The organism is Pseudomonas sp. NFACC51, from assembly GCF_900103575.1.
GTDB lineage: Bacteria > Pseudomonadota > Gammaproteobacteria > Pseudomonadales > Pseudomonadaceae > Aquipseudomonas > Aquipseudomonas fluorescens_Q.
In genome coordinates, this window is record NZ_FMXH01000003.1 from 503,591 (window position 1) to 527,340 (window position 23,750).

19 protein-coding genes are annotated in these 23,750 nt (G+C 60.6%); 8 read left to right on the forward strand and 11 right to left on the reverse strand.

The window, feature by feature from the left end:
- Positions 1 to 42: 42 nt before the first annotated feature.
- From BLT00_RS09230 to BLT00_RS09275, 10 genes are all read right to left on the reverse strand, one after another.
- Positions 43 to 1,608 carry a SpoVR family protein gene (locus BLT00_RS09230; protein ID WP_063324107.1) on the reverse strand — a complete coding sequence of 522 codons (1,566 nt, stop codon included), beginning with the start codon at positions 1,606 to 1,608 and terminating at the stop codon, positions 43 to 45.
- On the reverse strand, positions 1,605 to 2,876 hold the full coding sequence (locus BLT00_RS09235; RefSeq protein ID WP_025215799.1) for a YeaH/YhbH family protein: 1,272 nt from the start codon (positions 2,874 to 2,876) through the stop codon (positions 1,605 to 1,607). The genes BLT00_RS09230 and BLT00_RS09235 overlap by 4 nt, the downstream gene beginning before the upstream one ends.
- A 113-nt stretch (positions 2,877 to 2,989) precedes the next feature.
- On the reverse strand, positions 2,990 to 4,912 hold the full coding sequence (locus BLT00_RS09240; RefSeq protein WP_003206178.1) for a PrkA family serine protein kinase: 1,923 nt from the start codon (positions 4,910 to 4,912) through the stop codon (positions 2,990 to 2,992).
- 300 nt (positions 4,913 to 5,212) lie between these two features.
- Positions 5,213 to 5,542, reverse strand: a complete 330-nt coding sequence (gene glpE, locus BLT00_RS09245) for a thiosulfate sulfurtransferase GlpE (protein ID WP_003206176.1) — start codon at positions 5,540 to 5,542, stop codon at positions 5,213 to 5,215.
- 32 nt (positions 5,543 to 5,574) lie between these two features.
- The gene (locus BLT00_RS09250) at positions 5,575 to 6,450 is read right to left on the reverse strand and encodes a symmetrical bis(5'-nucleosyl)-tetraphosphatase (RefSeq protein ID WP_003206174.1); all 876 of its coding nucleotides are present in this window, start codon (positions 6,448 to 6,450) and stop codon (positions 5,575 to 5,577) included.
- Complete coding sequence (gene apaG / locus BLT00_RS09255) at positions 6,450 to 6,830, reverse strand: Co2+/Mg2+ efflux protein ApaG (protein ID WP_003206172.1); 381 nt, start codon at positions 6,828 to 6,830, stop codon at positions 6,450 to 6,452. The genes BLT00_RS09250 and apaG overlap by 1 nt, the downstream gene beginning before the upstream one ends.
- 115 nt (positions 6,831 to 6,945) lie before the next feature.
- The gene (rsmA, locus tag BLT00_RS09260; protein WP_092146411.1) at positions 6,946 to 7,764 is read right to left on the reverse strand and encodes a 16S rRNA (adenine(1518)-N(6)/adenine(1519)-N(6))-dimethyltransferase RsmA; all 819 of its coding nucleotides are present in this window, start codon (positions 7,762 to 7,764) and stop codon (positions 6,946 to 6,948) included.
- The gene (gene pdxA, locus BLT00_RS09265; RefSeq protein ID WP_063324110.1) at positions 7,761 to 8,750 is read right to left on the reverse strand and encodes a 4-hydroxythreonine-4-phosphate dehydrogenase PdxA; all 990 of its coding nucleotides are present in this window, start codon (positions 8,748 to 8,750) and stop codon (positions 7,761 to 7,763) included. The genes rsmA and pdxA overlap by 4 nt, the downstream gene beginning before the upstream one ends.
- A complete protein-coding gene (surA, locus tag BLT00_RS09270) occupies positions 8,747 to 10,063 on the reverse strand; it encodes a peptidylprolyl isomerase SurA (RefSeq protein ID WP_139197732.1) in 1,317 nt (438 codons plus the stop codon). The genes pdxA and surA overlap by 4 nt, the downstream gene beginning before the upstream one ends.
- Positions 10,044 to 12,812, reverse strand: coding sequence for an LPS-assembly protein LptD (locus tag BLT00_RS09275; RefSeq protein ID WP_063324111.1), 2,769 nt, complete (start codon positions 12,810 to 12,812; stop codon positions 10,044 to 10,046). Before BLT00_RS09275 ends, surA begins: the two co-directional genes overlap by 20 nt.
- 130 nt (positions 12,813 to 12,942) lie before the next feature.
- Here BLT00_RS09275 and BLT00_RS09280 point away from each other — a divergent pair, with 130 nt between their 5' ends.
- The 3 genes from BLT00_RS09280 to BLT00_RS09290 are packed head-to-tail and all read left to right on the forward strand — an operon-like array spanning position 12,943 to position 15,405.
- Positions 12,943 to 13,968 carry an aminoglycoside phosphotransferase family protein gene (locus BLT00_RS09280; RefSeq protein ID WP_092146413.1) on the forward strand — a complete coding sequence of 342 codons (1,026 nt, stop codon included), beginning with the start codon at positions 12,943 to 12,945 and terminating at the stop codon, positions 13,966 to 13,968.
- Positions 13,965 to 14,636: an N-acetylmuramate alpha-1-phosphate uridylyltransferase MurU gene (gene murU, locus BLT00_RS09285; protein WP_092146415.1), complete on the forward strand. Its 672-nt coding sequence runs from the start codon at positions 13,965 to 13,967 to the stop codon at positions 14,634 to 14,636. The genes BLT00_RS09280 and murU overlap by 4 nt, the downstream gene beginning before the upstream one ends.
- Before the next feature lies 1 nt (position 14,637).
- Positions 14,638 to 15,405: a TerB family tellurite resistance protein gene (locus BLT00_RS09290; RefSeq protein ID WP_072342471.1), complete on the forward strand. Its 768-nt coding sequence runs from the start codon at positions 14,638 to 14,640 to the stop codon at positions 15,403 to 15,405.
- 172 nt (positions 15,406 to 15,577) lie between these two features.
- On the opposite strand, the gene BLT00_RS09295 is transcribed toward BLT00_RS09290, so the two are convergent.
- A complete protein-coding gene (locus BLT00_RS09295) occupies positions 15,578 to 16,570 on the reverse strand; it encodes an alpha/beta hydrolase family protein (RefSeq protein ID WP_092146417.1) in 993 nt (330 codons plus the stop codon).
- Between the two features lie 74 nt (positions 16,571 to 16,644).
- On the opposite strand from BLT00_RS09295, the gene BLT00_RS09300 reads away from it, so the two are divergent.
- The 5 genes from BLT00_RS09300 to BLT00_RS09320 all read left to right on the forward strand — a co-directional run bounded on the left by BLT00_RS09300 (position 16,645) and on the right by BLT00_RS09320 (position 23,743).
- Positions 16,645 to 19,041: a PAS domain-containing sensor histidine kinase gene (locus tag BLT00_RS09300; protein ID WP_092146419.1), complete on the forward strand. Its 2,397-nt coding sequence runs from the start codon at positions 16,645 to 16,647 to the stop codon at positions 19,039 to 19,041.
- Positions 19,042 to 19,165: 124 nt separating this feature from the next.
- Positions 19,166 to 19,795, forward strand: coding sequence for a response regulator (locus BLT00_RS09305; RefSeq protein WP_003206156.1), 630 nt, complete (start codon positions 19,166 to 19,168; stop codon positions 19,793 to 19,795).
- A gap of 256 nt (positions 19,796 to 20,051) precedes the next feature.
- Complete coding sequence (locus BLT00_RS09310; protein WP_092146421.1) at positions 20,052 to 21,176, forward strand: ABC transporter ATP-binding protein; 1,125 nt, start codon at positions 20,052 to 20,054, stop codon at positions 21,174 to 21,176.
- Positions 21,177 to 21,225: 49 nt separating this feature from the next.
- Positions 21,226 to 22,269 carry an ABC transporter substrate-binding protein gene (locus BLT00_RS09315; protein WP_003206153.1) on the forward strand — a complete coding sequence of 348 codons (1,044 nt, stop codon included), beginning with the start codon at positions 21,226 to 21,228 and terminating at the stop codon, positions 22,267 to 22,269.
- Between the two features lie 226 nt (positions 22,270 to 22,495).
- Positions 22,496 to 23,743 (forward strand): ABC transporter permease, encoded by a 1,248-nt coding sequence (locus tag BLT00_RS09320; protein WP_018607201.1) that lies wholly within the window; start codon positions 22,496 to 22,498, stop codon positions 23,741 to 23,743.
- Positions 23,744 to 23,750 lie beyond the last annotated feature (7 nt).

Sequence of the window (23,750 nt, forward strand, 5' to 3'; positions counted from 1 at the left end):
CAGGATAACCTGTGCGTCGGACGTCCGGAGGCGAAAACGGGATCAAAGATGAATGACGGCCAGGTCCAGGCGACCGTAGTCTCCTTCGGCTTGTTCGCCTCTGGGGGGTACGTGATGGGTTTTCATCACCTGGTCGCCTTGCAGGGTTTCCAAGTGGATGTCGAAACCCCAGAGGCGATGCAGGTGCTTGAGCACTTCGTCGGTGGAGTCGCCCAGTGGTTTGCGGTTGTGTGCCTGGTGCCGCAGGGTCAGCGAGCGATCCCCGCGGCGGTCAATGCTGTAGATCTGCACATTGGGTTCGCGATTGCCCAGATTGTACTGCGCCGCCAGGGTTTCGCGAATGATGCGGTAGCCGCCCTCATCGTGAATGGCAGGTACCAGCAGGTCATCTTTCTGATCGTCATCGAGGATGCTGAACAGTTTCAGGTCGCGGATCACCTTGGGCGAGAGGTACTGCAGGATGAAACTTTCGTCCTTGAAGCTGCTCATGGCGAATTTAATGGCGGACAACCAGTCCGAGCCGGCAATTTCCGGGAACCAGCGACGATCTTCCTCGGTGGGGTTTTCGCACATGCGCCGGATGTCGCGGTACATGGCGAAGCCCAGTGCGTAAGGGTTGATACCGCTGTAGTACGGGCTGTCGAAGCCAGGCTGGAACACCACGCTGGTGTGGGACGTCAGGAACTCCATCATGAAGCCGTCTGTGACCAGGCCCTCGTCGTACAGGTCGTTCATCAGCGTGTAGTGCCAAAACGTGGCCCAGCCCTCGTTCATGACCTGGGTTTGGCGCTGTGGATAGAAGTACTGGGCGATCTTGCGCACGATGCGCACGATTTCCCGCTGCCACGGCTCCAGCAGCGGCGCATGTTTTTCAATGAAATAGAGAATGTTCTCCTGGGGCTCGGCAGGGAAGCGGGCATTGTCTTTTTCGTTGTACTTGTCTGCACCTTTGGGAATGGTGCGCCACAGATCGTTGATCTGTTTTTGCAGGTGCTCTTCGCGATCCTTCTGGCGCCGGCGTTCTTCTTCGGCGGAAATCGGATACGGCCGCTTGTAGCGGTCCACGCCGTAGTTCATCAGGGCGTGGCAGGAGTCCAGCAGGTCCTCCACCGCGTCGATACCATGGCGCTCCTCGCATTGCATGATGTACTGCTTGGCGAACACCAGGTAATCGATGATCGAGCTGGCATCGGTCCAGGTGCGGAACAGGTAGTTGCCCTTGAAGAAGCTGTTGTGCCCATAGCAGGCATGCGCCACCACCAGGGCCTGCATGCAGATGGTGTTTTCTTCCATCAGGTAGGCGATGCAGGGATCGGAGTTGATGACGATCTCATAGGCCAACCCCATCTGGCCCCGGCTGTAGGATTTCTCGGTGCTGAGGAAGTGCTTGCCGTAGGACCAGTGGTGATAGCCCAGCGGCATGCCGACTGACGCGTAGGCGTCCATCATCTGCTCGGCGGTGATCACCTCGATCTGGTTCGGGTAGGTGTCGAGGGCATAACGGTCCGCGATACGGCTGATTTCGCGGTCGTAGGCCTTGATCAGCTCGAATGTCCATTCGGAGCCGGTGGAAATAGGCTGGCGCTTCTGCTCTTTTTTGGCGGTCATGTCACTAACCTGCGCTGGAAGAGTTCACGGAAGACCGGGTAGATATCCCCGGCCGAGACCAATTGCTGTTGGGCAAATGTGTCGGAAAAAGCTTCGGCAATCCGTTCGTATTCGTACCACAAGGCCTGGTGTTCGCGTGGAGTAATTTCCACGTAGGTGTAGTACTGGACGAACGGCATGATCTGGTTGATCAGGATGTCACGGCAGATCGGTGAATCGTCGTTCCAGTTGTCGCCGTCCGACGCCTGGGCTGCATAGATGTTCCATTCGTTGGCGGGGTAGCGCTCCGCCATGATCTCCTGCATCAGCTTCAGGGCGCTGGAGACGATGGTGCCGCCGGTTTCCCTGGAGTAGAAGAATTCCTCTTCATCCACTTCCCGGGCGCTGGTGTGATGGCGGATGAACACTACATCGATCTTGTCGTAGTTCCGTTTCAGGAACAGGTACAACAGGATGAAGAAGCGCTTGGCGATGTCCTTGGTGGCTTGGGTCATGGAGCCGGAGACGTCCATGAGGCAGAACATCACCGCCTTGGAGCTGGGGTTTGGCTGTTTCACCAGCAGGTTGTACTTGAGGTCGAACGTGTCGAGGAACGGTACGCGATGGATGCGGGCGCTGAGTTTCTCGATTTCCGCTTCAAGGTCCTGGATGTCGCCAAAATTGTCGGGTTCTTCGCGTTTCAGGCGGGCCAGTTCTTCCTTCACCTCGCGTAGTTTTGCCCGGCTGCTGCCCGACAGCGCGATACGCCGGGCGTGGGCTGAGCGAAGGGTGCGGATGATGTTGATGCGTGATGGATTGCCTTCGTTGCTGATACCGGCACGCACGGTCTTGAAGGTGTCGGTGCCGGTCAGGTTACGCTTGACCAGGTTCGGCAGCTCCAGGTCCTCGAACATGAACTCCAGGAATTCCTCCTGGGTGATCTGGAACACGAACTCATCCATGCCTTCGCCGGAGTTACCGGCCTTGCCGGGTCCCTTGCCGCCGCCTCCGCCCTGGGGACGGGGGATGTGCTCGCCACTGGTGAATTCCTTGTTGCCGGGGTGCACGACGGTCTGTTTGCCACCGCGACCATGGTGAAGCACCGGCTCGTCGATGTCGCGACCGGGGATACTGATCTGTTCGCCGTGTTCCATGTCGGTAATGGAACGCCGGCTGACCGCCTCTTCGACGGCCTTCTTGATGTGGTCACGGTAACGCCGCAGAAACCGCTGGCGGTTCACCGTGCTCTTGTTCTTGCCATTAAGGCGTCGGTCGATCACATAGCTCATAGGCCCCTCCGGGGGAGCTTCAAGTCGTAAGCCTCAAGCTGCAAGGGGCGTGGCGTCGAGCCATGGGCTCAACGCCGTTCCCTTACAGGCTGTAGCTAGAAGCTTGCCGCTGCTTACTGCGATTTCCGGACCCGCAGATACCACTCGGAGAGCAGTCGTACCTGTTTGTCGGTATAGCCACGTTCGACCATGCGTGTGACGAAATCGTTGTGTTTTTGCTGATCCTCCTTGCTGGCCTTGGCGTTGAAGCTGATGACTGGCAGCAGGTCTTCGGTGTTGGAGAACATTTTCTTCTCGATGACCACCCGCAGCTTTTCATAGCTGAGCCAGGTTGGGTTCTTGCCGTTGTTGTTGGCCCGGGCGCGCAATACGAAGTTGACGATCTCGTTGCGGAAGTCCTTCGGATTGCTGATGCCCGCCGGTTTCTCGATTTTCTCCAACTCCTCGTTGAGGGCCACGCGATTGAGGATTTCGCCGGTTTCCGGGTCGCGGTATTCCTGGTCCTGGATCCAGAAGTCTGCGTACAGCACGTAGCGGTCGAAGATGTTCTGGCCGTACTCGCTGTAGGACTCCAGGTACGCCGTCTGGATTTCCTTGCCGATGAACTCGATGTAGCGCGGGGCCAGGTATTCCTTGAGGAAACGCAGGTAGCGCTCGCGGGTTTCGGCCTGGAATTGCTCTTGCTCGATCTGCTGTTCCAGCACATACAGCAGATGAACCGGGTTGGCCGCGATCTCGTGAGGGTCGAAGTTGAAGACCTTGGACAGGATCTTGAACGCGAAGCGTGTGGACAGCCCGTTCATCCCTTCGTCGACCCCCGCATTGTCGCGGTATTCCTGGATCGACTTGGCCTTCGGATCGGTGTCCTTGAGGTTTTCACCGTCGTACACGCGCATCTTCGAATAGATGTTGGAGTTTTCCGGTTCCTTGAGGCGCGACAGCACGGTGAACTGGGCAAGCATCTTCAGGGTGTCGGGTGCGCAATGGGCCTTGGACAGCGAACTGTTGAACAGCAGCTTGTCGTAGATCTTCACCTCATCGCTCACTCGCAGGCAGTACGGCACCTTGACGATGTAGATCCGGTCGATGAAGGCCTCGTTGTTCTTGTTGTTGCGGAAGGTATGCCATTCCGATTCGTTGGAGTGGGCCAGCAGGATGCCGGTGAACGGAATGGCCCCCAGCCCCTCGGTGCTGTTGTAGTTGCCTTCCTGAGTGGCGGTCAGCAGCGGGTGCAGCACCTTGATGGGCGCCTTGAACATTTCGACGAATTCCATCAGGCCCTGGTTGGCCCGGCACAGTGCGCCCGAATAGCTGTAGGCGTCGGCGTCGTTCTGTGGGAATTCTTCCAGTTTACGGATATCGACCTTGCCCACCAGGGCGGAAATATCCTGGTTGTTTTCGTCACCCGGTTCGGTCTTGGCCACCGCGATCTGGTTGAGGATCGATGGGTAGAGCTTGACCACCTTGAACTGGCTGATGTCACCGCCGAACTCGGCCAGGCGCTTGGTTGCCCAGGGCGACATGATGGTATTGAGATAGCGGCGTGGAATGCCGAAGTCTTCCTCGAGGATCGCGCCATCTTCAGTGGCGTTGAAAAGCCCTAGAGGCGATTCGAACACCGGTGAGCCCTTGATGGCGTAGAAGGGCACTTTTTCGATCAGTTGCTTGAGCTTCTCGGCCAGGGACGATTTACCACCACCCACGGGGCCGAGCAGATAAAGGATTTGTTTCTTCTCTTCCAGGCCTTGGGCGGCGTGGCGGAAATAGGACACGATTTGTTCGATGCATTCTTCCATCCCGTGGAAGTCCGCAAAGGCCGGATAGCGGCGAATCACCTTGTTGGAAAAAATTCGCGAGAGCCTCGAGTTGGTCGAGGTATCCAGCAGCTCCGGTTCTCCGATGGCCAGCAACAGACGCTCCGCAGCCGATGCATAGGCACTGCGGTCCTGCTTGCAGAGTTCGAGGTATTCCTGCAGCGAGTATTCCTCCTGCCGCGTGGACTCGAAACGTTGCTGGAAGTGGCTAAAAATGCTCATGACGTCACCTCGCTCGATACGTGGAGCCGGTGTCGGATCAATCAGTCGATGCTGGACAGCCGCTGGGAACCCAGTTGCCGTTTTACCCCCCAGAATGCTTTCAAGCATGCAGGCTCTTGAAAGCTGACTCCCGATGACCCGCGCGCCGGTGTACCGGCTCTCCCCTGTTTTGGATGGCCTGAGGCTAAGGATAGTTCGGAATCGCGGAGGTAAAGGTGGAATACGTAATTAGTTATGGCAGACCGTTCGTCTGCCATCGCTCAAGCCCACGGTTCACGCGGGCTTGGACGGCATAAAAAATTATTCGTGATTGTCTTGCGCTGTTTCTGAAGGATAGGTCGCACGCCACAACTCAAAGCCGCCGTCCAGGCTGTAGACGTCGCTGAAGCCCTGGCTGACCAGATAGGCGGCTGCGCTCTGGCTGGAGTTGCCGTGATAGCAGACCACGACCGTAGGCGCATCGAGGTCGGCGGCACGGATGAAGTCGGCGATGGAATGGTTATCCAGATGCCGGGAGCCACTGATATGCGAAGCCGCAAAAGTGGCTGGGTCGCGGACGTCGACGACGACCGCGCCTTGCTCGCGCAGGGCCTGGGCCTGTTCCGGGGGGATGCGTTTGAATTCGCTCATGAGGGGCTCCTGTAGCTGAAGCGCAACGCCGGTCAAACGGCAGTGCCGGCCGGCAATGGTGCAGTGGTCGGGTGATGGGTTTTGGCGTGGCCCTGTTCATCGCAATCGCAATGCAGTTGCTCGCCAGTGTCGACGTTCATCAGGGTCATGGCGCTGCCCCACACGCAACCGGTATCGAGGGCGAAGACGCCGGGTTCGTCGGATTGGCCGCCGAGTGCGGCCCAGTGCCCGAAAATGATCTTCAGGTTACGGGTCTTGCGCTCACTGTGCTTGAACCAGGGGGCATAGCCGGGCGGCGCCGTCTCGATACCTTCCTTGCCCTTGAGATCGAGCTTGCCGTCGCGGGTGCAGAAGCGCATGCGCGTGAAATAATTGGTGATGACGCGAAGACGAGCGCTGCCGGTGAGGTCGTTGTCCCACTTGACCGGCTCGTTGCCGTACATGCCGTCCAGGTAGGGGGCGAACAGGTTGTCGTCACGCAATGCCTGTTCGACTTCGCCAGCGCACTTGAGCGCCTTGCGCAGGGACCACTGGGGCGGGATGCCGGCATGGACCAGTGCAAGGTTGCGCGCCTCGTCGTAGTGCATGAGCTTCTGCTGGCGCAACCACTCCAGCAGTTCAACGCAATCGGGGGCGTCGAGAATTTCGCTCAAGGTGTCGGATTTTTTCAGGCGCTCGATGTTCTGCCAGGCAGCCAGCAGATGCAGGTCGTGGTTACCGAGCACGCACACCAGCGACTGGCGGATGCTGTAGAGAAAGCGCAACGTCTCAAGGGACTGCGGGCCACGGTTGACCAGGTCGCCCACCAGCCACAGCGTGTCTTTTTGAGGATCGAAAGCAACGCGCTCCAGCAAGCATTTGAGCGGGTCGAGGCAGCCTTGCAGGTCACCGACCGCATACGTGGCCATTAGTGCAGGGCTCCGGGCACGGCCAGGCGAAAGGGTTTGATGACGGCGTCGAAGCGTTTGCCGTCCTCGGCCAGCATCTGGTAGGTACCCTGCATGGTGCCGACCTTGGTCGTCATCACCGTGCCGCTGCTGTAGCTGTGGCTCTTGCCTGCATCGATCAACGGCTGCTGGCCGACCACACCTTCGCCACGCACTTCTTCGACATGGCCATCGCCGTCGGTGATGATCCAATGCCGTGACAGTAGCCTGGCCGGCAAGGAGCCGTTATTGCGCACGGTAATGCTGTAGGCGAAAGCGAAGCGGTCATGCTCGGGTTGCGACTGTTCTGCCAGAAAACGGGTGGTGACGCTGACGTCGACCTGGTAACGAGGATCGGACATGCAAAAAGGCCTTAAAAACGAAGCGGGACGCGGGCGCGACTCAGGAGATCAGTCTAGGCCAAGTATCGGGTAGTAGACCAGACTGGCGTACTGCCCGATAGCGATCGTCACCCGTTCAGTTGGCGTCGACTTGCGGGGCGACCTGTTCACTGAGTTTGTCGGCCAGGCGCACGAACGCTGCCAGGTCCAACTGCTCTGGGCGCAGGCTGCCATCGACGCCGGCGGCTTCGATTTCGGTGCTGCTGAGCAATAGTTTCAAGGTATTGCGCAAGGTCTTGCGGCGCTGGTTGAACGCTTCGCGTACCACCCGCTCCAGCAGGCGATGATCCTTGGCCGGGTGCGGCAGGATGGCATGGGGCACCAGGCGGACAATGGCCGAGTCGACTTTCGGCGGCGGGTTGAACGCGCCCGGGCCTACGTTGAACAGGTGTTCGACCCGGCAATGGTACTGGACCATGATCGACAGGCGACCCCAGTCACCACCGCCAGGACCGGCGGCGAGGCGCTCGACCACTTCTTTCTGCAACATGAAATGCATGTCGCGGATCAGGCCGGCGTTGCTCAGCAGGTGGAAGATCAGCGGCGTGGAGATGTTGTACGGCAGGTTTCCCACCACCCGCAGGCTGTTCGGTGCAGCGTTCAGGCTATTGAAGTCGAACTTCAGCGCGTCGCCCTGGTGCAGGCTGAAATTGCTTCTGCCGGCGAACTGCTGGTTGAGGATCGGCACCAGGTCCTTGTCCAGTTCCACCACGTCCAGTTGTGCGCCGCTGTCGAGCAGGCCCTCGGTCAGGGCGCCTTGGCCCGGGCCGATTTCCAGCAGGCGGTCGTCGGGCTTGGCCCGGATCGAGCGCAGGATACGATCGATCACGCCGGCGTCATGCAGGAAGTTCTGGCCGAAACGCTTGCGCGCGCGGTGTTGGTATTGCTCGGTCATAAATGGGTCTCGGCCATCTGGTAGGCGGTTTCCAGCGCGACTTGCAGGCTGCCGGTATCGATCTTGCCGCTGCCGGCCAGGTCCAGGGCAGTGCCATGGTCCACGGAGGTGCGGATGATCGGCAGGCCCAGCGTCACGTTGACCGCCGCGCCGAAACCTTTGTACTTCAGCACGGGCAGGCCCTGGTCGTGGTACATCGCCAGCACCGCGTCGCAGTGCTCCAGATATTTTGGGGTAAACAGAGTGTCGGCAGGCAGCGGGCCACGCAGGTCCATGCCCTCGCTGCGCAGGCGCTCCAAAGTGGGTTCGATGATGTCGATTTCTTCACGGCCCAGGTGTCCGCCTTCGCCCGCGTGGGGATTGAGCCCGCAAACGAGGATGCGCGGCCGGGCGATGCCGAATTTTTCCTGCAGGTCGGCGTGCAGGATGCGCGTGACCCGCTCCAGGCGTTCCGGGGTGATGGCGTCGGCGACGTCCCGCAAGGGCAGGTGAGTGGTCACCAGGGCCACACGCAGCCCACGGGTAGCGAGCATCATCACCACTTGCGCGGTGTGGGTCAGGTCCGCCAGGAATTCGGTGTGCCCGGAAAAGGCAATCCCGGATTCGTTGATCACGCCTTTGTGCACCGGTGCGGTGATCATGCCGGCGAACGCACCGTCCAGGCAGCCCTGGCCGGCGCGGGTCAGGGTCTCGAGGACGAACGCGGCGTTGGCCTTGTCCAACTGCCCTGTGACGACCGGAGCACCCAGGGGCGTATCCCAGACATACAGGCTGTTGGCGGGCGCCGGGACGTCCGGCCAGGCCTGCGAGGTCACGGGCAACAGGTTGACGACCAGCCCCAGTTGCGCGGCCCGCTCAAGGAGCAGGTCGCGACTGGTGATGGCAATCAGGGGGTGTGGCTGGGCTTGCGAGGCGAGCAGCAGGCACAGGTCGGGACCGATGCCGGCTGGTTCGCCGGGGGTCAGCGCGAAACGCTTGGGTTTCACTGCGCTGCCTGGTCTGCACCAGGAAGTTTGATTTCAACGTAGGCTTCGTCGCGAATCTGACGCAGCCAGGTTTGCAGCTCTTCGTCGTATTTGCGGTTGCGCAAGACAGTCATTGCCTGCTGTTCGCGAGCCTGGGTGGTGCTGTCAGTGGCGCGGCGGCCAAGGACTTCCAGCACGTGCCAGCCATAAGGGCTCTTGAACGGCTTGGACAACTGGCCTTGCGGCGTGTCAGCCATGACCTGGCGGAACTCGGGAACCAGTGCATTGGGGTCAACCCAATTCAGGTCGCCGCCGTTGAGGGCCGAGCCCGGGTCTTCGGAAAAACTCTTCGCCAGTTCAGCAAAGTCTTCGCCCGCTTCGATGCGGTCGTAGAGTTTCTCCGCCAGGCGCTTGGTCTCGGCTTCGCTGCGAATCTCGCTTGGCTTGATCAGGATGTGGCGAACATGGACTTCGTCACGGACCTGGGTTCCGCCACCGCGCTTTTCCAGCACTTTCAGGATAATGAAGCCGCCCGGGGTGCGTGCTGGCTGGGTGATGTCGCCCACGGCCATGGCGCTCAGTTCACGGTCGAACGGAGGCGGCAGTTGAGCGGGTTTTCTCCAGCCCATGTCACCGCCTTCCAGGGCGTTGTCGCTGCCCGACTTGGCAATGGCCATCTGACCGAAATCAGCGCCTTGCTTGAGTTGCTGGTAGACATCCATTGCCTGGCGATAAGCGCTCTGGATCGCTTCGGAGTTGGCGCTTTCCGGGGTTGGAATCAGGATGTTCGCCAAGTGCAGTTCTTCGGAAAGCTGCATCTTGCCCAGGTCCGAGGCGAGGAAGTTTTTCACTTCCTGCTCCGACACCTGGATGCGTTCGGCCACACGGCGCTGACGCACACGGCTGATGACCATTTCGCGGCGGATCTGATCACGGGCGTCCTCGTAGGAGAGGCCGTCGCGAGCCAGGGCGGCGCGGAACTGGTCGATGCTCATGTTATTGCGCTGGGCAATGGTGCCGACGGCCTGGTTCAGTTCTTCATCGGTGATGCGAATGCCGGAGCGTTCGCCGATCTGCAACTGCAGGTTTTCGACGATCAGGCGTTCGAGCACTTGCTGGTCCAGCACGCCCGGAGGCGGCAGGCCTCCGCCGCGCTTGGCGATGGTTTGCTGCACTTCATGGACGCGCTGGTCCAGCTGGCTCTGCATGACCACGTCGTTGTCGACGATGGCCACCACTTTATCGATGGACTGTACCGCGGCGTTGGCCGCGGTACCCAGGAACAGCGCGCCCAGCATCAGCGGGCGCAGACAATCAGAAAGCTTGGTCTTCACGTTCACGATAACCTTGGATGCCTTTGTCGAGGAAGCTCTCTACCTTGGCGCCGGTCAGGCCGCCGAGTCCCTTCAGAACAATTTGGAGGAAGATGCCGTGGTCGCCTTTTTCGTTTTCCGGGGCGGCTTGACTGAACTCTTCGTAGTCGACCCAGTAACGGTTGATCAGGCGCAGTTTCCAGCAGCAATTGTCGTATTCGAAACCACCGAAGGCTTCCAGGGTACGGTTGCGGTTGTAGTCATACTGCCAGCGGCTGATGAGGTTCCACTGTGGCACGATCGGCCAGATGACCGAGAAGTCGTGCTGCTTGATCTTGTAGTAGTCCTTCACATAGTCCGCATCGCCCGGGCGACCATAGTCGCCACCGCCCACTTGCCATTGGCCGGTCGCCTCGTCGTAGCGGACCTGGTCGTTGCGGTAGCGGTAACCGGCATTGATGACCTTGTTCGGGTTGTCTTCCGGCTGGTAATGGAACATCGCGCTACCCGAGCGGGGGCTGCGGGTGTCCGGGTCCCAGTTGTAGGTCGCAGTGGTGCGCCAGTCGCGGTTCCAGTGGTATTCGTATTCCAGTGCGTACGGAGAAACGTCCGACTTGGCGTCTTCTCGAGTATCGAAGTCAATGCCTGGCAATTGGACTTTGCGATCCTTGAAATAAAACGCCTGGCCGACGGCGAGACGTTGGCGCTCAAAGCCGTTCTCTTCAATCCAGCGGCTGGTCACGCCCAAGGACAACTTGTTCTCGTCCCCGACACGGTCAGAGCCGGTGAAGCGATTGTCGCGAAACAACGAGGAATAGCTAAAGGTCGATTCGCTGGTATCGAAGATAGGAATGTCGCTCTGGTCCTTCTCGGGTACATAGAGATAGAACAGGCGTGGTTCCAGGGTCTGACGATAGTTGGTGCCAAACCATTGCGTGTTGCGGTCGAAGTACAGACCGCTGTCGATGCTGGCGATAGGGACACTGCGGTTTGGCGTGCTGTCGTAGCCGTTTCCAACGACGCTCTTGCCCGTACCATCCAGATCCAAATCATATTGGGTGTATTGGTACTTGAGGGACGGTTTGAGATAGCCATAGGACGCGGTCATCGGCAGGCTCATAACCGGCGCGAGGTTCATGCGATTGCCGTTAGCCCGTGCCAGGCCGCGAACGTTGGTATCCAGCCACGGCTCGACGTTGCCGTCCTCATCGGTATAGTTGCCAGTGCGCAAATCACGGTCAAACCGCACCAACTCTGTCTTGTATGCGAAATCCAGCCCATACGGGTGCTCCGGCAGAGCACCGCTGAACGTAATCTGGGGCAGGCGGTTGTACGGTGTGATCTTCGAAATCGTCGCCAACTGGTAGGCCTGTGCATTCAAGCGGGCAACGTAGTTATCCCCCCGATAGCTGACGATCCCTTGCTGATTGACGCGATCATTGGTCTCGATACCAATCTGATCGCTTTTAAGATCCTGGAAATAGTAAGGATCGCTGATCTTGGTGTAGTCGACTTCCGTCAGCACGCGCGAGTCGAGGCCGCCCTTGTGCTGCCAGTTATACATGTAGCGGGTCTTGTCGTAGTCGCTTTGCCCGCTGCGCTCATCGTCCTCGTCGTTGAGGTACGCAGCACCGAACTGACCTTCGCTGGATTTGGTCAGGTAGCGGAATTCGCCTTCCATCAACAGGCCGCGCTTGGCCATGTAGCGCGGATACAACGTGGCATCGTAGTTCGGCGCCAGGTTGAAGTAGTACGGGGTGACCAGCAGGAAGCCGGTGTCGCTGCCGCTGCCGATGGTCGGCGGCAGGAAGCCGGACTGGCGACGGTCGTCGATCGGGAAGTAGATGTACGGTGTGTACAGGACCGGGAAGTCCTTGACCCGCAGCGTCACGTTGGTCGCGGTACCGAAGCCGGTGGCCGGGTTCAGGGTGATGTTGTTGCCCTTGAGCGTCCAGGCGTTGCTGTTCGGTTCGCACGTGGTGTACGTACCGTCCTTGAGACGGATGATCGCATTCTCTGCACGCTTGGCGTACAGCGCGTTACCGCGAATACGCGACTTGTGCATCACGTATTCGGCGTTGTCGACCTTGGCTTCGCCGGTGTCCAGCTGTACATCGGCATGGTCGCCGACGATCAGTGCACCGTTGTCGCGAACGCGGACGTTACCGCTCAGCTCACCGCGGTTCTCAGCCTGGTACAGGCTGGCCTCGTCGGCCTCGACCTGCATGCTGCCCTGGCGCATGACCACGTCGCCGGCCAGCGTCGCCACCTGTTCTTCCTGTTGATAGCGCGAAGCCTTGGCGCCGAGGAAGGTAGGAGCGTCGCTCTTGGCCGTCTTGTCGTTCATGCCAGGACGGGTCGGCTCGATATAGGCACCCGAGCAGTAAGGGCCGGTTTCAGCCAATTGCGCCGGGGTAAGGTTCTCCCGTGGAACCCAATCCAGGTGACTGTAGTCTGCACTGCGCGACTTCAGGCCGCGGCCCTTGGCTTCGGTAACGAGCATCGGCTTTTCGCCGGCTTCCTCGCCCGAGCTGCTGTCGGCCGGAGCCGCGCCGCTGTCGGAAACCGCACTGCCGTCATGCACGGGACGCGGCGGCAACGCGGCGGCCGGTGTCTTGGGTGCACAGTCCCAGGCACCCGAAGCGGAGACGGAGCAGTCATACTGCTGCGCCGCGACGACGAATGAAGAGGCCAGGGGTTGCAGGGCCAGCAGACTGCCGGTGACCAGCAACGGAAATTTTTTACGAAACGCGGGGGATTTCAATGCCATCTTATTAGTCCGGGCTTCCTGCGTGCCATCTGCCCGCGGTGTGGGCCGCACGCCTCTCGATGGTCTGAAAAAGATGCTGGATAATAAAGCATGACCCGCTTGACGGCTAGCGCCGTCGGAGACCCTTGCAATGCCCGACCAAGATGTACGCTTGCAACACCTGAAAGTTTGGCTCGATGAACAACTGCCGATCCTTTTCACTCAACAGGGCTGGGGCCCCGTACCCCCGGCCACGTTGACCGCCGCCAGCAGTGACGCGAGTTTTCGGCGTTATTTCCGCTGGGAAGGCGAGGGTCGCAGTTTGATCGTAATGGATGCGCCACCGCCCCAGGAAAACTGCAAACCCTTCGTGGATATTGCTTTTTTGCTGGCGAAATCCGGCATTAACGTGCCAAAAATTTATGCCGAAGACCTTGAGCGCGGCTTTCTTTTGCTCAATGACTTGGGCAACCAAACCTATCTGGACGTGATCAACGGCGAAAATGCCGACGATTTATTCCGCGATGCCCTGCAAGCCTTGCTGGCTTTCCAGCAACTGCCAATGGTTGCGCCGTTGCCGAGCTACGATGTCGCGTTGTTGCGTCGGGAGCTGGAATTGTTCCCCGAGTGGTACGTCAAGCGCGAGCTGGGGATTGAATTGGATTCGGCCCAGCAGCAGCTCTGGCAGCAGGCCAGCGAGCTGCTGATCGACAGCGCCCTGGCCCAGCCCAAAGTGCTGGTGCACCGGGACTACATGCCACGCAACCTGATGCTCAGCGTGCCGAACCCCGGCGTGCTGGATTTTCAGGATGCCGTCTATGGTCCCGTTACCTACGACGTGACCTGCCTGTTCAAGGACGCTTTCCTCAGTTGGCCCGAGGCGCGCGTGCGCGGCTGGCTGGAGAGTTACTGGCAGCAGGCCGGCGCCCTCGGCATTCCCGTGCAGCCGGACCTCGAGGACTTCCTGCGGGCCAGCGATTTGATGGGTGTGCAGCGTCATCTAAAGGTCATCGGGATCTTCGCGCGCATTTGTCATCGTGATGGCAAGCCACGCTACCTCGGCGATGTGCCGCGATTCTTTGCTTATATAGAAGCGATCATTGCCCGCCGTCCGGAACTGGCGCCGCTCGATGAACTTCTGGGCAGCCTGCGGCAATCGGCCGGAGCAACGGCATGAAGGCGATGATTCTGGCGGCAGGCAAGGGCGAACGCATGCGCCCCTTGACCCTTACCACGCCAAAGCCGTTGATTCGCGTCGGTGGTGTTCCCTTGATCGAATACCACTTGCGGGCGCTGGCCAGGGCCGGATTCACCGAGATCGTGATCAATCACGCCTGGCTCGGTCAGCAGATCGAAGATCACCTGGGGGATGGTGCACGGTTTGGCGTGAGCATTCGGTTTTCCCCTGAAGGCGAGCCGCTGGAAACCGGCGGTGGAATCTTCCGGGCCTTGCCGCTGCTGGGCGATGAAGCGTTTGTGGTGGTGAACGGCGATGTCTGGACCGACTACGACTTCAGCGCTTTGCGCCGGCCGCTCGAAGGGTTGGCGCACCTGGTGCTCGTCGATAATCCCGAGCATCACCCAGACGGCGATTTCGTCCTGGTCGACGGAAAGGTTCACGATAGGCACGCCCCTGCCGACAACCTGACCTATAGCGGCATCGCCGTTCTGCACCCGCGGTTGTTCGACGGTTGCGCGGAGGGTGCGTTCAAGCTCGCACCGCTGTTGCGCGCGGCCATGGCCGAGGGACGCGTCAGTGGCGAGCACCTCAAAGGGCATTGGGTCGATGTCGGCACCCATGAACGTTTGGCGCAGGTCGAAACCTTGATAGAAGCGAGCGGTTGATATGTGGTGGCCAGGGACTCTGATTGGAGCCGGGGCGGGCTTTGCCATAGCCAGCATCCCGGGGGCCATGCTTGGTGCGTTATTAGGACAAGCGTTGGATAGGCGCCTAAACGTGCAAAGCTGGGAGCAGCTTCGTGAGCGTCTGGGCGGGCGCCCAGCGTTGCGCAACGATGAACTGTTGTTTGTGTTGCTGGGGCGTTTGGCGAAAAGCGATGGGCGTGTGGTCGACGGTCACATCCAACAGGCTCGCCAGGAAATGCGGGCCCTGGACCTGAGCGAATCGGCGCAACGCCGGGCCATCGCTGCATTCAACCGGGGCAAGTCTGGAGATGTCCGCCTACGCGGTTATCTGCGCCGCCTCAGCACCCAGCCGCATGCGGCGGAAGGCGTGCTGCGGGCCTGCTGGCGAATGGTTTGGGCTGATGGCAAGGCGGGCGTCGGCGAGCGTGAATTGATTGCCCGGTGGGGCAAGTGGCTGGGCTGGACCCAACAACAGGTCCAGGCATTGGCCAGCGATTACGAACCGCACAAACTGTCGCTGCCCAGCAGTGGGGTGACGTATCAGGAGGCGTTGCGTTTGCTGGGCGTTTCCGCCACGAGTGAACCGTCGCAGATCAAGCGAGCCTACCGACGATTGCTCAGTCGCCACCATCCGGACAAGATTGCCGGCAGCGGGGCAACGCCCTTGCAGGTGCGTGAAGCCACTGACAGGACTCGGGAGTTGCACAACGCCTATCGCTTGATACGGGAACGGCGGAATTTCCGGTAGCGCTACTATCCCCTGTGGCGAGGGAGCTTGCTCCCGTTCGGCTGCGCAGCAGTCGCAGTCCGGGTCTTTATGAAGAACCGCAGTGCTCGCTTTGGGGACCGCTTCGCGCTCCAGCGGGAGCAAGCTCCCTCGCCACAGGAGGGTGGGCGCCGACATCCCGAACGGGTCAGCCTTACTCCCCCGCCTTCTGCGGATTCAACCAACCCCGGACCCGACGAAACAGCTGCTCCTGCTCCGCCGCCGGGTTCGGCAGGGCCTTGAGGGACACCTGGCTGAAGGTCGAGCCTTTCAAGCGTTTGCTCGCCTGCAAGCGCTCCAGCGCCGCGTTTCGATCCAGCGGCTTGTCCATGTAGAAAATGTCGGCGGTCGCCAGTTTCAAGGTCGAGGTCAGTTCGGCCAGGGCCGGCTTGGCGGTGGCCGGGGTCTGGGCGGCCACCATCACGAAGCGTTCGACTTGTGAGGGCTGCTTTTCACTCAAGTAGCGCGCTGCCCAATAAGCGCCAGTGCCATGGCCCAGCAGCACGATACGGCGTGCGCTTTGCTGTTCGGCGTAGGCCAGGGCTGCATCGATACGGGCGAAGATGCGCTCGGCGTCGGCCTTGGCATGTTCTTCATCGGTTTGGTCGACGACGGGATCTGCCGCATCGGCTTCGCCGCCTGCGGCCTGTTCGATCGGCGCCGCAGTGGTGGCGTCCGGTGCTGCGGCAGCGGTGTCGGTCGGCTTGGTCTCTGGCGGTGTTTCTACCACACGCGGTGCAATGACGTCGCTTTGCAGGTCCGGCAGGGTGATACTCAGGCTGCTCCACTCAACATCTGGCAATTTTTTCCGCAAAGGGCCGATAGCTTGAGGCCAGTCAGCTGTTTCGCCGGCGCCGGGGATTATGATGACTGCGCCTCTGGGGTCGCCGGTATTGGCCGGTTTCCACAGTGCCAGGAAGGCATCGCTGCCGGTCTGTAACTGTTGTTGTTCCTGGGCCGGGACTCTTCGTTCAAGTGCGGTCGCCTCTTCCTGGCTACGCTCGAGCAAGGGTTGGCGCTCGACGGGTTTTTCCTCGGCAGGTTGCTGCGCGGCGGGCGCCGTTTCACTGGCCTGTACAGAAAAGGCACTTGGCAGGATCAGCGACAGGCACAATGCTGGCAACGCCAGGCGATAAACAGAGGGCATTGGATATTCCATGACCAGAAGTATTTCCGGCAGCCTAATGGGTTGGTCAGTATTTGTCAGTGCATGAGACTTCGATGATGCGTTTTTGCTGCCTGTGGGTTATCGGCTGTTTATGGCTTCCCTTGATGGCGTGGGCCGCGCCCGCACCGTCGACGCATGGGGTGCAATTGAATGCGGGACAGCGCCAATGGTTGGTGCAACATCCGCAATGGCGGGTCGGCCTGGTATTGCAGGCGCCCTATGCCCAATACGACCGGCGCCTGCAGCGTTTGTCCGGCACTAACGTCGAGTTGATGCAATGGCTGGGCAAGGCGTTGAACGTCGAGCTCACCTGGCGCAATTTCCAGGACCTGGCACAACTGGAAGCAGCGGTGCGCGCCGGCGAGGTGGACGTAGCTCCGGGCCTGACCCAATCCCCGGGCGGGCTCAAGCTCTGGCAGTTTTCCGATCCCTATATGCGAGTGCCGCAACTGATCGTCGGCGCCCAGAAGGGCGCCGAAGGGGTGGAGTTGGAAAAACTCGACAGCCAGGCCCGGGTCGCGGTGCGCATGCCCAGCGCGACGGCCGATTACCTGCGCAGCAACTACCCGACGCTGAATCTGCAAGGTGTGCCGATGGAGCGCGAGGCCCTGCAATTATTGCTGACCCAGCAGGCTCGATACGCGGTGGTCGACGAGGCACAGCTCGGGCGGTTGATGGTCGAGCCCGAATTCGCCGAGCTGGCGGTGGTGGGCGACATCGGCCTGCCGCAGTTGCTGCGGGTTGCCACACGCCGGGACTGGCCGGAACTGGCCGAGATCATCGACCGCGGTTTGCAGGCGATCCCGGCCAAGGCGCTGGAGCAATTGCACAGCCGTTGGCTCAAGCCAAAATATCCACGCCTGACCGAGACCCCGGGCTTCTGGCAGAACTTGACCCTATTGATTCTGGCCCTGCTGCTCAGCAGCGTCTCCATCGTGTTCTGGCAGCGCCGCCAGCAACGCGCACTGGAGCGTCGTCTGCGTGCCGCGAGGGAGGACATCGCCCAGCGTACGGCCAGCGAAGAAGCCTTGCGCCTGACGCAGTTTTCCATCGATCAAAGTACGGTCGGCATCCTCTGGGTCAATTGGGACAGTCACGTGCGTTATGCCAACCGAGCGGCTGAAACCATGCTCGGGTATGCCTCGGGCGCCATCATCGACCGCCCCTTGATTGACTTCGAGCCGGGTTTGCACATGGATCGCTGGCTGAACCTGTGGAAGCGCGCCCGGGCCAGTGAAGATGGGCCGCAGAGTTTCGAAACCGAATGCGTGCGAGCCGATGGCAGCATCTTGCCGGCTGACGTTTCTCTGAGCTTCCTGCGCTTTCGCGACGCTGAATACCTGGTGGTCTACCTCAACGATGTGACCGAACGTCGACGTGCGCTGGCGGCGTTGCGCGAAAGCGAAGCGCGGTTGCAAGGTATTGCCGCTAATGTGCCAGGCCTGGTCTTTCGCCTGGAGCGGGCGCCGGTGACCGGCCAGATCGACTTTGCCTACATCAGCGAAGGCAGCGAAAGCCTGGTGGGTTATTCCCCTGCAACCCTGGCCCGCAGCGACACCGGGCTGCGCAGCCTGGTGCACCCGCAGGACAAGGCCGATTACCACCGCACTCAGGACCAGGCGCTGGACACCGACAGTGACTGGTCATGGCAAGGCCGCATCCTGACCCGCGAAGGCCAGGAGCGCTGGGCCGAGATCAAAGCGATCACCCGCCGTCTCGAAGATGGCGCCTATGTCTGGGACGGAATCGTCTGGGACATCACCGAAAGCAAGCGCATCGAACTGGAGCTGGCCAGCTCACGGGAACAGTTGCGCGAATTGTCAGCGCACCTGGAAAGTGTGCGGGAAGAGGAAAAGGCGCGCATTGCCCGGGAGGTCCACGACGAGCTGGGCCAGATGCTGACGGTGTTGAAGCTAGAAACATCCATGTGCGAATTGGCCTACGCGCAACTCGACCCGGGCCTGCATGAGCGGCTTAATAGCATGAAGCGCCTGATTGCTCAGTTGTTCCAGCTGGTGCGGGATGTGGCAACGGCGCTCCGCCCGCCGATCCTGGATGCTGGCATTGCCTCGGCCATCGAATGGCAGGCTCGGCGTTTCGAGGCGCGTACGCAGATCCCATGCCTGGTGCAGGTGCCGGACAACCTGCCGGCCCTGAGCGACGCCAAGGCCATTGGCCTGTTCCGGATTCTCCAGGAAGCGCTGACCAACGTGATGCGCCATGCCCAAGCGCATACTGTAGAGCTGACGCTGGTTCAGGAGGGCGACGAATTGTGTCTGACCGTCAGCGACGACGGTGTAGGATTTATTGCCGATACGAGTCGGCCAACCTCCTTTGGCCTGGTCGGCATGCGTGAACGAGTATTGATCATGGGCGGGCAGTTGACCCTGGAGAGTGAGCCGGGGGAGGGGACGACCCTGTCGGTGCGGGTGCCGTTGCATGAGGCCTGATGGGGTGGGTTGCCTGGGCGGGCCCAATCGCGAGCCAGCTCGCTCCACATTGATTGAGATGTACACATACGCCCTGCGGGAGCGAGCTTGCTCGCGATGAGGGATCCTGAATCTGGAGAACAATGTGATCCGTGTACTGGTAGCCGAAGACCACACCATCGTCCGTGAAGGCATCAAGCAACTGATCGGCCTGGCCAAGGACCTGGTGGTGGTAGGGGAGGCGAGCAATGGTGAGCAGTTGCTCGAAACCTTGCGGCATGTGCCCTGCGAAGTGGTGCTGCTGGACATTTCCATGCCCGGCGTCAACGGCCTGGAGGCGATCCCACGGATCCGGGCGCTGAACAACCCGCCGGCCATCCTGGTGCTGTCGATGCATGACGAAGCGCAAATGGCCGCCCGTGCCCTGAAGGTCGGCGCCGCCGGCTACGCGACCAAGGACAGCGACCCGGCCCTGCTGCTCATGGCGATTCGCAAGGTCGCGGCCGGCGGACGCTATATCGACCCGGACCTGGCCGACCGCATGGTCTTTGAAGTCGGCCTGACCGACACGCGACCGCTGCACTCGCTGCTGTCCGAGCGTGAATTCTCCGTCTTCGAACGCCTGGCCCAGGGCGCCAACGTCAACGATATCGCCCAGCAACTGGCCCTGAGCAGCAAGACCATCAGCACCCACAAGGCGCGGCTGATGCAGAAGCTCAACATCACCTCATTGGCTGAGTTGGTGAAGTATGCGATGGAGCACAAGTTGCTCTGAGCTTCAGCGCTCCCACAAGGTTTTGTCTCGGCATATCCATTTGCGACACACGCCAACAGCGCTTTTTGCCCCTGCTTGCAGCTTGCCGCTCATCACTTGCCGCTGCCCTTATCCAATCCCGTCATCCCTGTAGGGCAATCCCTACCCCGACTCTTCCATCCGGCTGAGGTGATTCTCTCCTGCGCCCCGATTTGCGCAGGCCCCAGGCTCCACTAGGCTTGACTCACAAGCAGTCATCAATACAAAAGGTGCGGGTATGAGCCAGGTCGATTCAAGCGCGGGGGCCAGTGATGTGCTGGTCAGCTTTCGTGGTGTGCAAAAGAGCTACGACGGCGAGAACCTGATCGTCAAAGACCTCAACCTGGACATTCGCAAGGGCGAATTCCTGACCCTGCTCGGGCCTTCCGGCTCCGGCAAGACCACCAGCCTGATGATGCTCGCCGGGTTTGAGACCCCAACCGCCGGTGAGATCCTGCTGGCCGGGCGCTCGATCAACAACGTGCCACCGCACAAGCGCGACATCGGCATGGTGTTCCAGAACTACGCCTTGTTCCCGCACATGACCGTCGCCGAGAACCTGGCGTTCCCGCTGACGGTGCGTGGCCTGAACAAGAGCGACGTGAGTGATCGGGTCAAGCGCGTCTTGAGCATGGTCCAGCTGGACAGCTTCGCCCAACGCTACCCGGCGCAATTGTCCGGCGGCCAGCAACAACGGGTAGCCCTGGCCCGGGCGCTGGTGTTCGAACCGCAGTTGGTGTTGATGGACGAACCCCTTGGTGCGTTGGACAAGCAGCTGCGTGAACACATGCAGATGGAAATCAAGCATCTGCACCAGCGCCTCGGCGTCACCGTGGTGTACGTGACCCACGACCAGGGCGAAGCCTTGACCATGTCTGACCGCGTGGCGGTATTCCACCAGGGCGAGATCCAGCAGATCGCCCCTCCGCGCACACTGTATGAAGAGCCGAAAAACACCTTCGTCGCCAACTTCATCGGCGAAAACAACCGTCTCAACGGTCGTCTGCACAGTCAGACCGGCGACCGCTGCCTGGTGGAATTGGGACGCGGTGAAAAGGTCGAGGCATTGGCGGTGAATGTCGGCAAGCCTGGCGAGCCGGTGACCCTGTCGATCCGCCCGGAACGGGTGAGCCTCAACGGCGCAAGCGAACAATGCATCAACCGCTTCTCAGGGAGGGTGGCGGAATTCATCTATCTGGGCGACCACGTCCGGGTTCGCCTGGAAGTCTGCGGCAAGAATGACTTCTTCGTGAAGCAACCGATTGCCGAGCTCGATCCCGGGCTGGCCGTTGGCGACGTGGTTCCGCTTGGCTGGCAAGTCGAGCATGTGCGTGCGCTCGATCCCCTTCTAGAGGCGAATTGATCGCCCCCTGCTGTACCAACACCAACCCTGCACGTGGAGAGAACAATAAATGTTGAGATCCCTGAAGTTCACAGCCCTGACACTGGGCATGATGGGTGCGGCAAGCGCGATGGCGGCGGGCCCGGACTTGACCGTGGTGTCTTTCGGCGGGGCGAACAAGGCGGCTCAGGTCAAAGCCTTTTACGCACCGTGGGAAGCGGCCGGCAATGGCAAGATCGTGGCTGGCGAGTACAACGGCGAAATGGCCAAGGTCAAGGCCATGGTCGATACCAAGAGCGTTTCGTGGGATTTGGTAGAAGTCGAGTCCCCGGAATTGTCCCGTGGTTGTGACGAAGACATGTTCGAACAACTCGATCCGGCCCTGTTCGGCAAGGCCGAAGACTACGTCAAGGGCGCCATCCAGCCTTGCGGCGTGGGCTTCTTCGTGTGGTCGACCGTGCTGGCCTACAACGCCGACAAGCTCAAGACCGCGCCGACCAGTTGGGCGGATTTCTGGGACACCAAGCAATTCCCAGGCAAACGTGGCCTGCGCAAGGGCGCCAAGTACACGCTGGAATTCGCCTTGATGGCCGATGGCGTAGCGCCGAAAGACGTCTACAAAGTACTGGCTGGCAAAGACGGCCAGGATCGCGCCTTCAAGAAGCTCGATGAGCTCAAGCCGAACATCCAGTGGTGGGAAGCTGGCGCCCAGCCGCCGCAGTACCTGGCTTCCGGTGACGTGGTCATGAGCTCGGCCTACAACGGCCGGATCGCCGCGGTACAGAAAGAAAGCAACCTGAAAGTGGTGTGGAACGGCGGTATCTACGACTTCGACGCTTGGGCCATCCCACGTGGCCTGGACAAGACCCGCGCCGAAGCTGCGAAGAAATTCATCGCCTTCTCGGTGGCGCCGCAGCAGCAGAAGACCTATTCGGAAAACATCGCCTACGGTCCGGCCAATACCCAGGCTGTACCGTTGCTGGCCAAGGATGTCCTGAAGGACATGCCGACCACCCCGGAAAACATCGCCAACCAAGTGCAGATCGACGTCAGCTTCTGGGCTGACAACGGTGAGCAACTGGAGCAGCGCTTCAACTCCTGGGCGGCCAAGTAACCAAAGCGTCCATGGGTGAACGGGCTTTGTGGCGAGGGAGCTTGCTCCCGCTTGAGTGCGCAGCACTCACAAAATTGGCGTTGCCGACAAAATTTTGGGGCCGCTTCGCAGCCCCGCGCGAGCAAGCTCGCTCGCCACAATGACTCGCTTGCACAGGTTGCGGTTTCAAAAGAACAGAGGTGGCCCGCCGCCTCTGTAACGATCAAAAAGATTTGCGGAGTTCGCCATGGCCATCGCCGTTCCACTGAACGCGGGCACCAGCCCCACCCTCAAGCAACGGCTCAAGCATGCCGAGCGGATCAACCGCTGGAAGGCCCAGGCCTTGATCGCGCCGCTGGTGTTGTTTCTGTTGCTGGTGTTCCTGGTGCCGATCGTGGCGCTGCTGTTCAAAAGCGTCAGCAACCCGGAAGTGGTGGGCGCCATGCCTCGCACTGTCGCCGCCGTCGCTGCATGGGACGGACGTGGTTTGCCGGGCGAGCCGGTGTACAAGGCTGCCAGTGAAGACCTGGCCGAAGCCCGCAAGAATCAGACCTTGGGCGACTTGTCCAAGCGCCTGAACATGGAACTGGCCGGCTATCGTAGCCTGCTGACCAAGACCGCTCGGGCGTTGCCGTTTGCCACCGAGCCGGCTTCCTATAAAGAAGCCTTGGAAAACCTCGATGAGCGTTGGGGCGACCCGGCGTACTGGCAGGTGATCCGCCGCAACACCAGCGACGTTACCCCGTATTACCTGCTGGCGGCCGTCGATCACCGCATCGATGACCTCGGCGAACTGGCCCCAGCTACCCCCGACCAGGCGATTTACCTGGATATCTTCACTCGCACGTTCTGGATGGGCCTGGTGATCACCGCGATCTGCCTGGTGCTGGCTTATCCGTTGGCCTACCTGCTGGCTAACCTGCCTTCGCGCCAGAGCAACCTGCTGATGATCCTGGTGCTGCTACCGTTCTGGACCTCGATCCTGGTACGCGTCGCCGCATGGATCGTGCTGCTGCAGTCCGGTGGTCTGATCAACAGTGCGCTGATGGCCATGGGCGTCATCGATAAGCCCCTGGAGCTGGTGTTCAATCGCACCGGCGTATACATCTCCATGGTCCACATCCTGCTGCCGTTCATGATCCTGCCGATCTACAGCGTGATGAAGGGCATCTCGCCAACCTATATGCGTGCGGCGATTTCCCTGGGCTGTCACCCGTTCGCCAGTTTCTGGCGGGTGTACTTCCCGCAGACCTATGCCGGGGTCGGTGCCGGTTGCCTGTTGGTGTTCATCCTTGCCATCGGCTACTACATCACGCCGGCGCTGCTGGGCAGCCCGAACGATCAGATGGTCAGCTACTTCGTCGCGTTCTACACCAACACCAGCATCAACTGGGGCATGGCCACGGCGCTCGGCGGGCTGCTGTTGCTGGCGACCATCGTGCTTTATCTGATTTACAGCTGGCTGGTGGGCGCCAGTCGCCTGCGCCTGAGCTAAGGGGAGA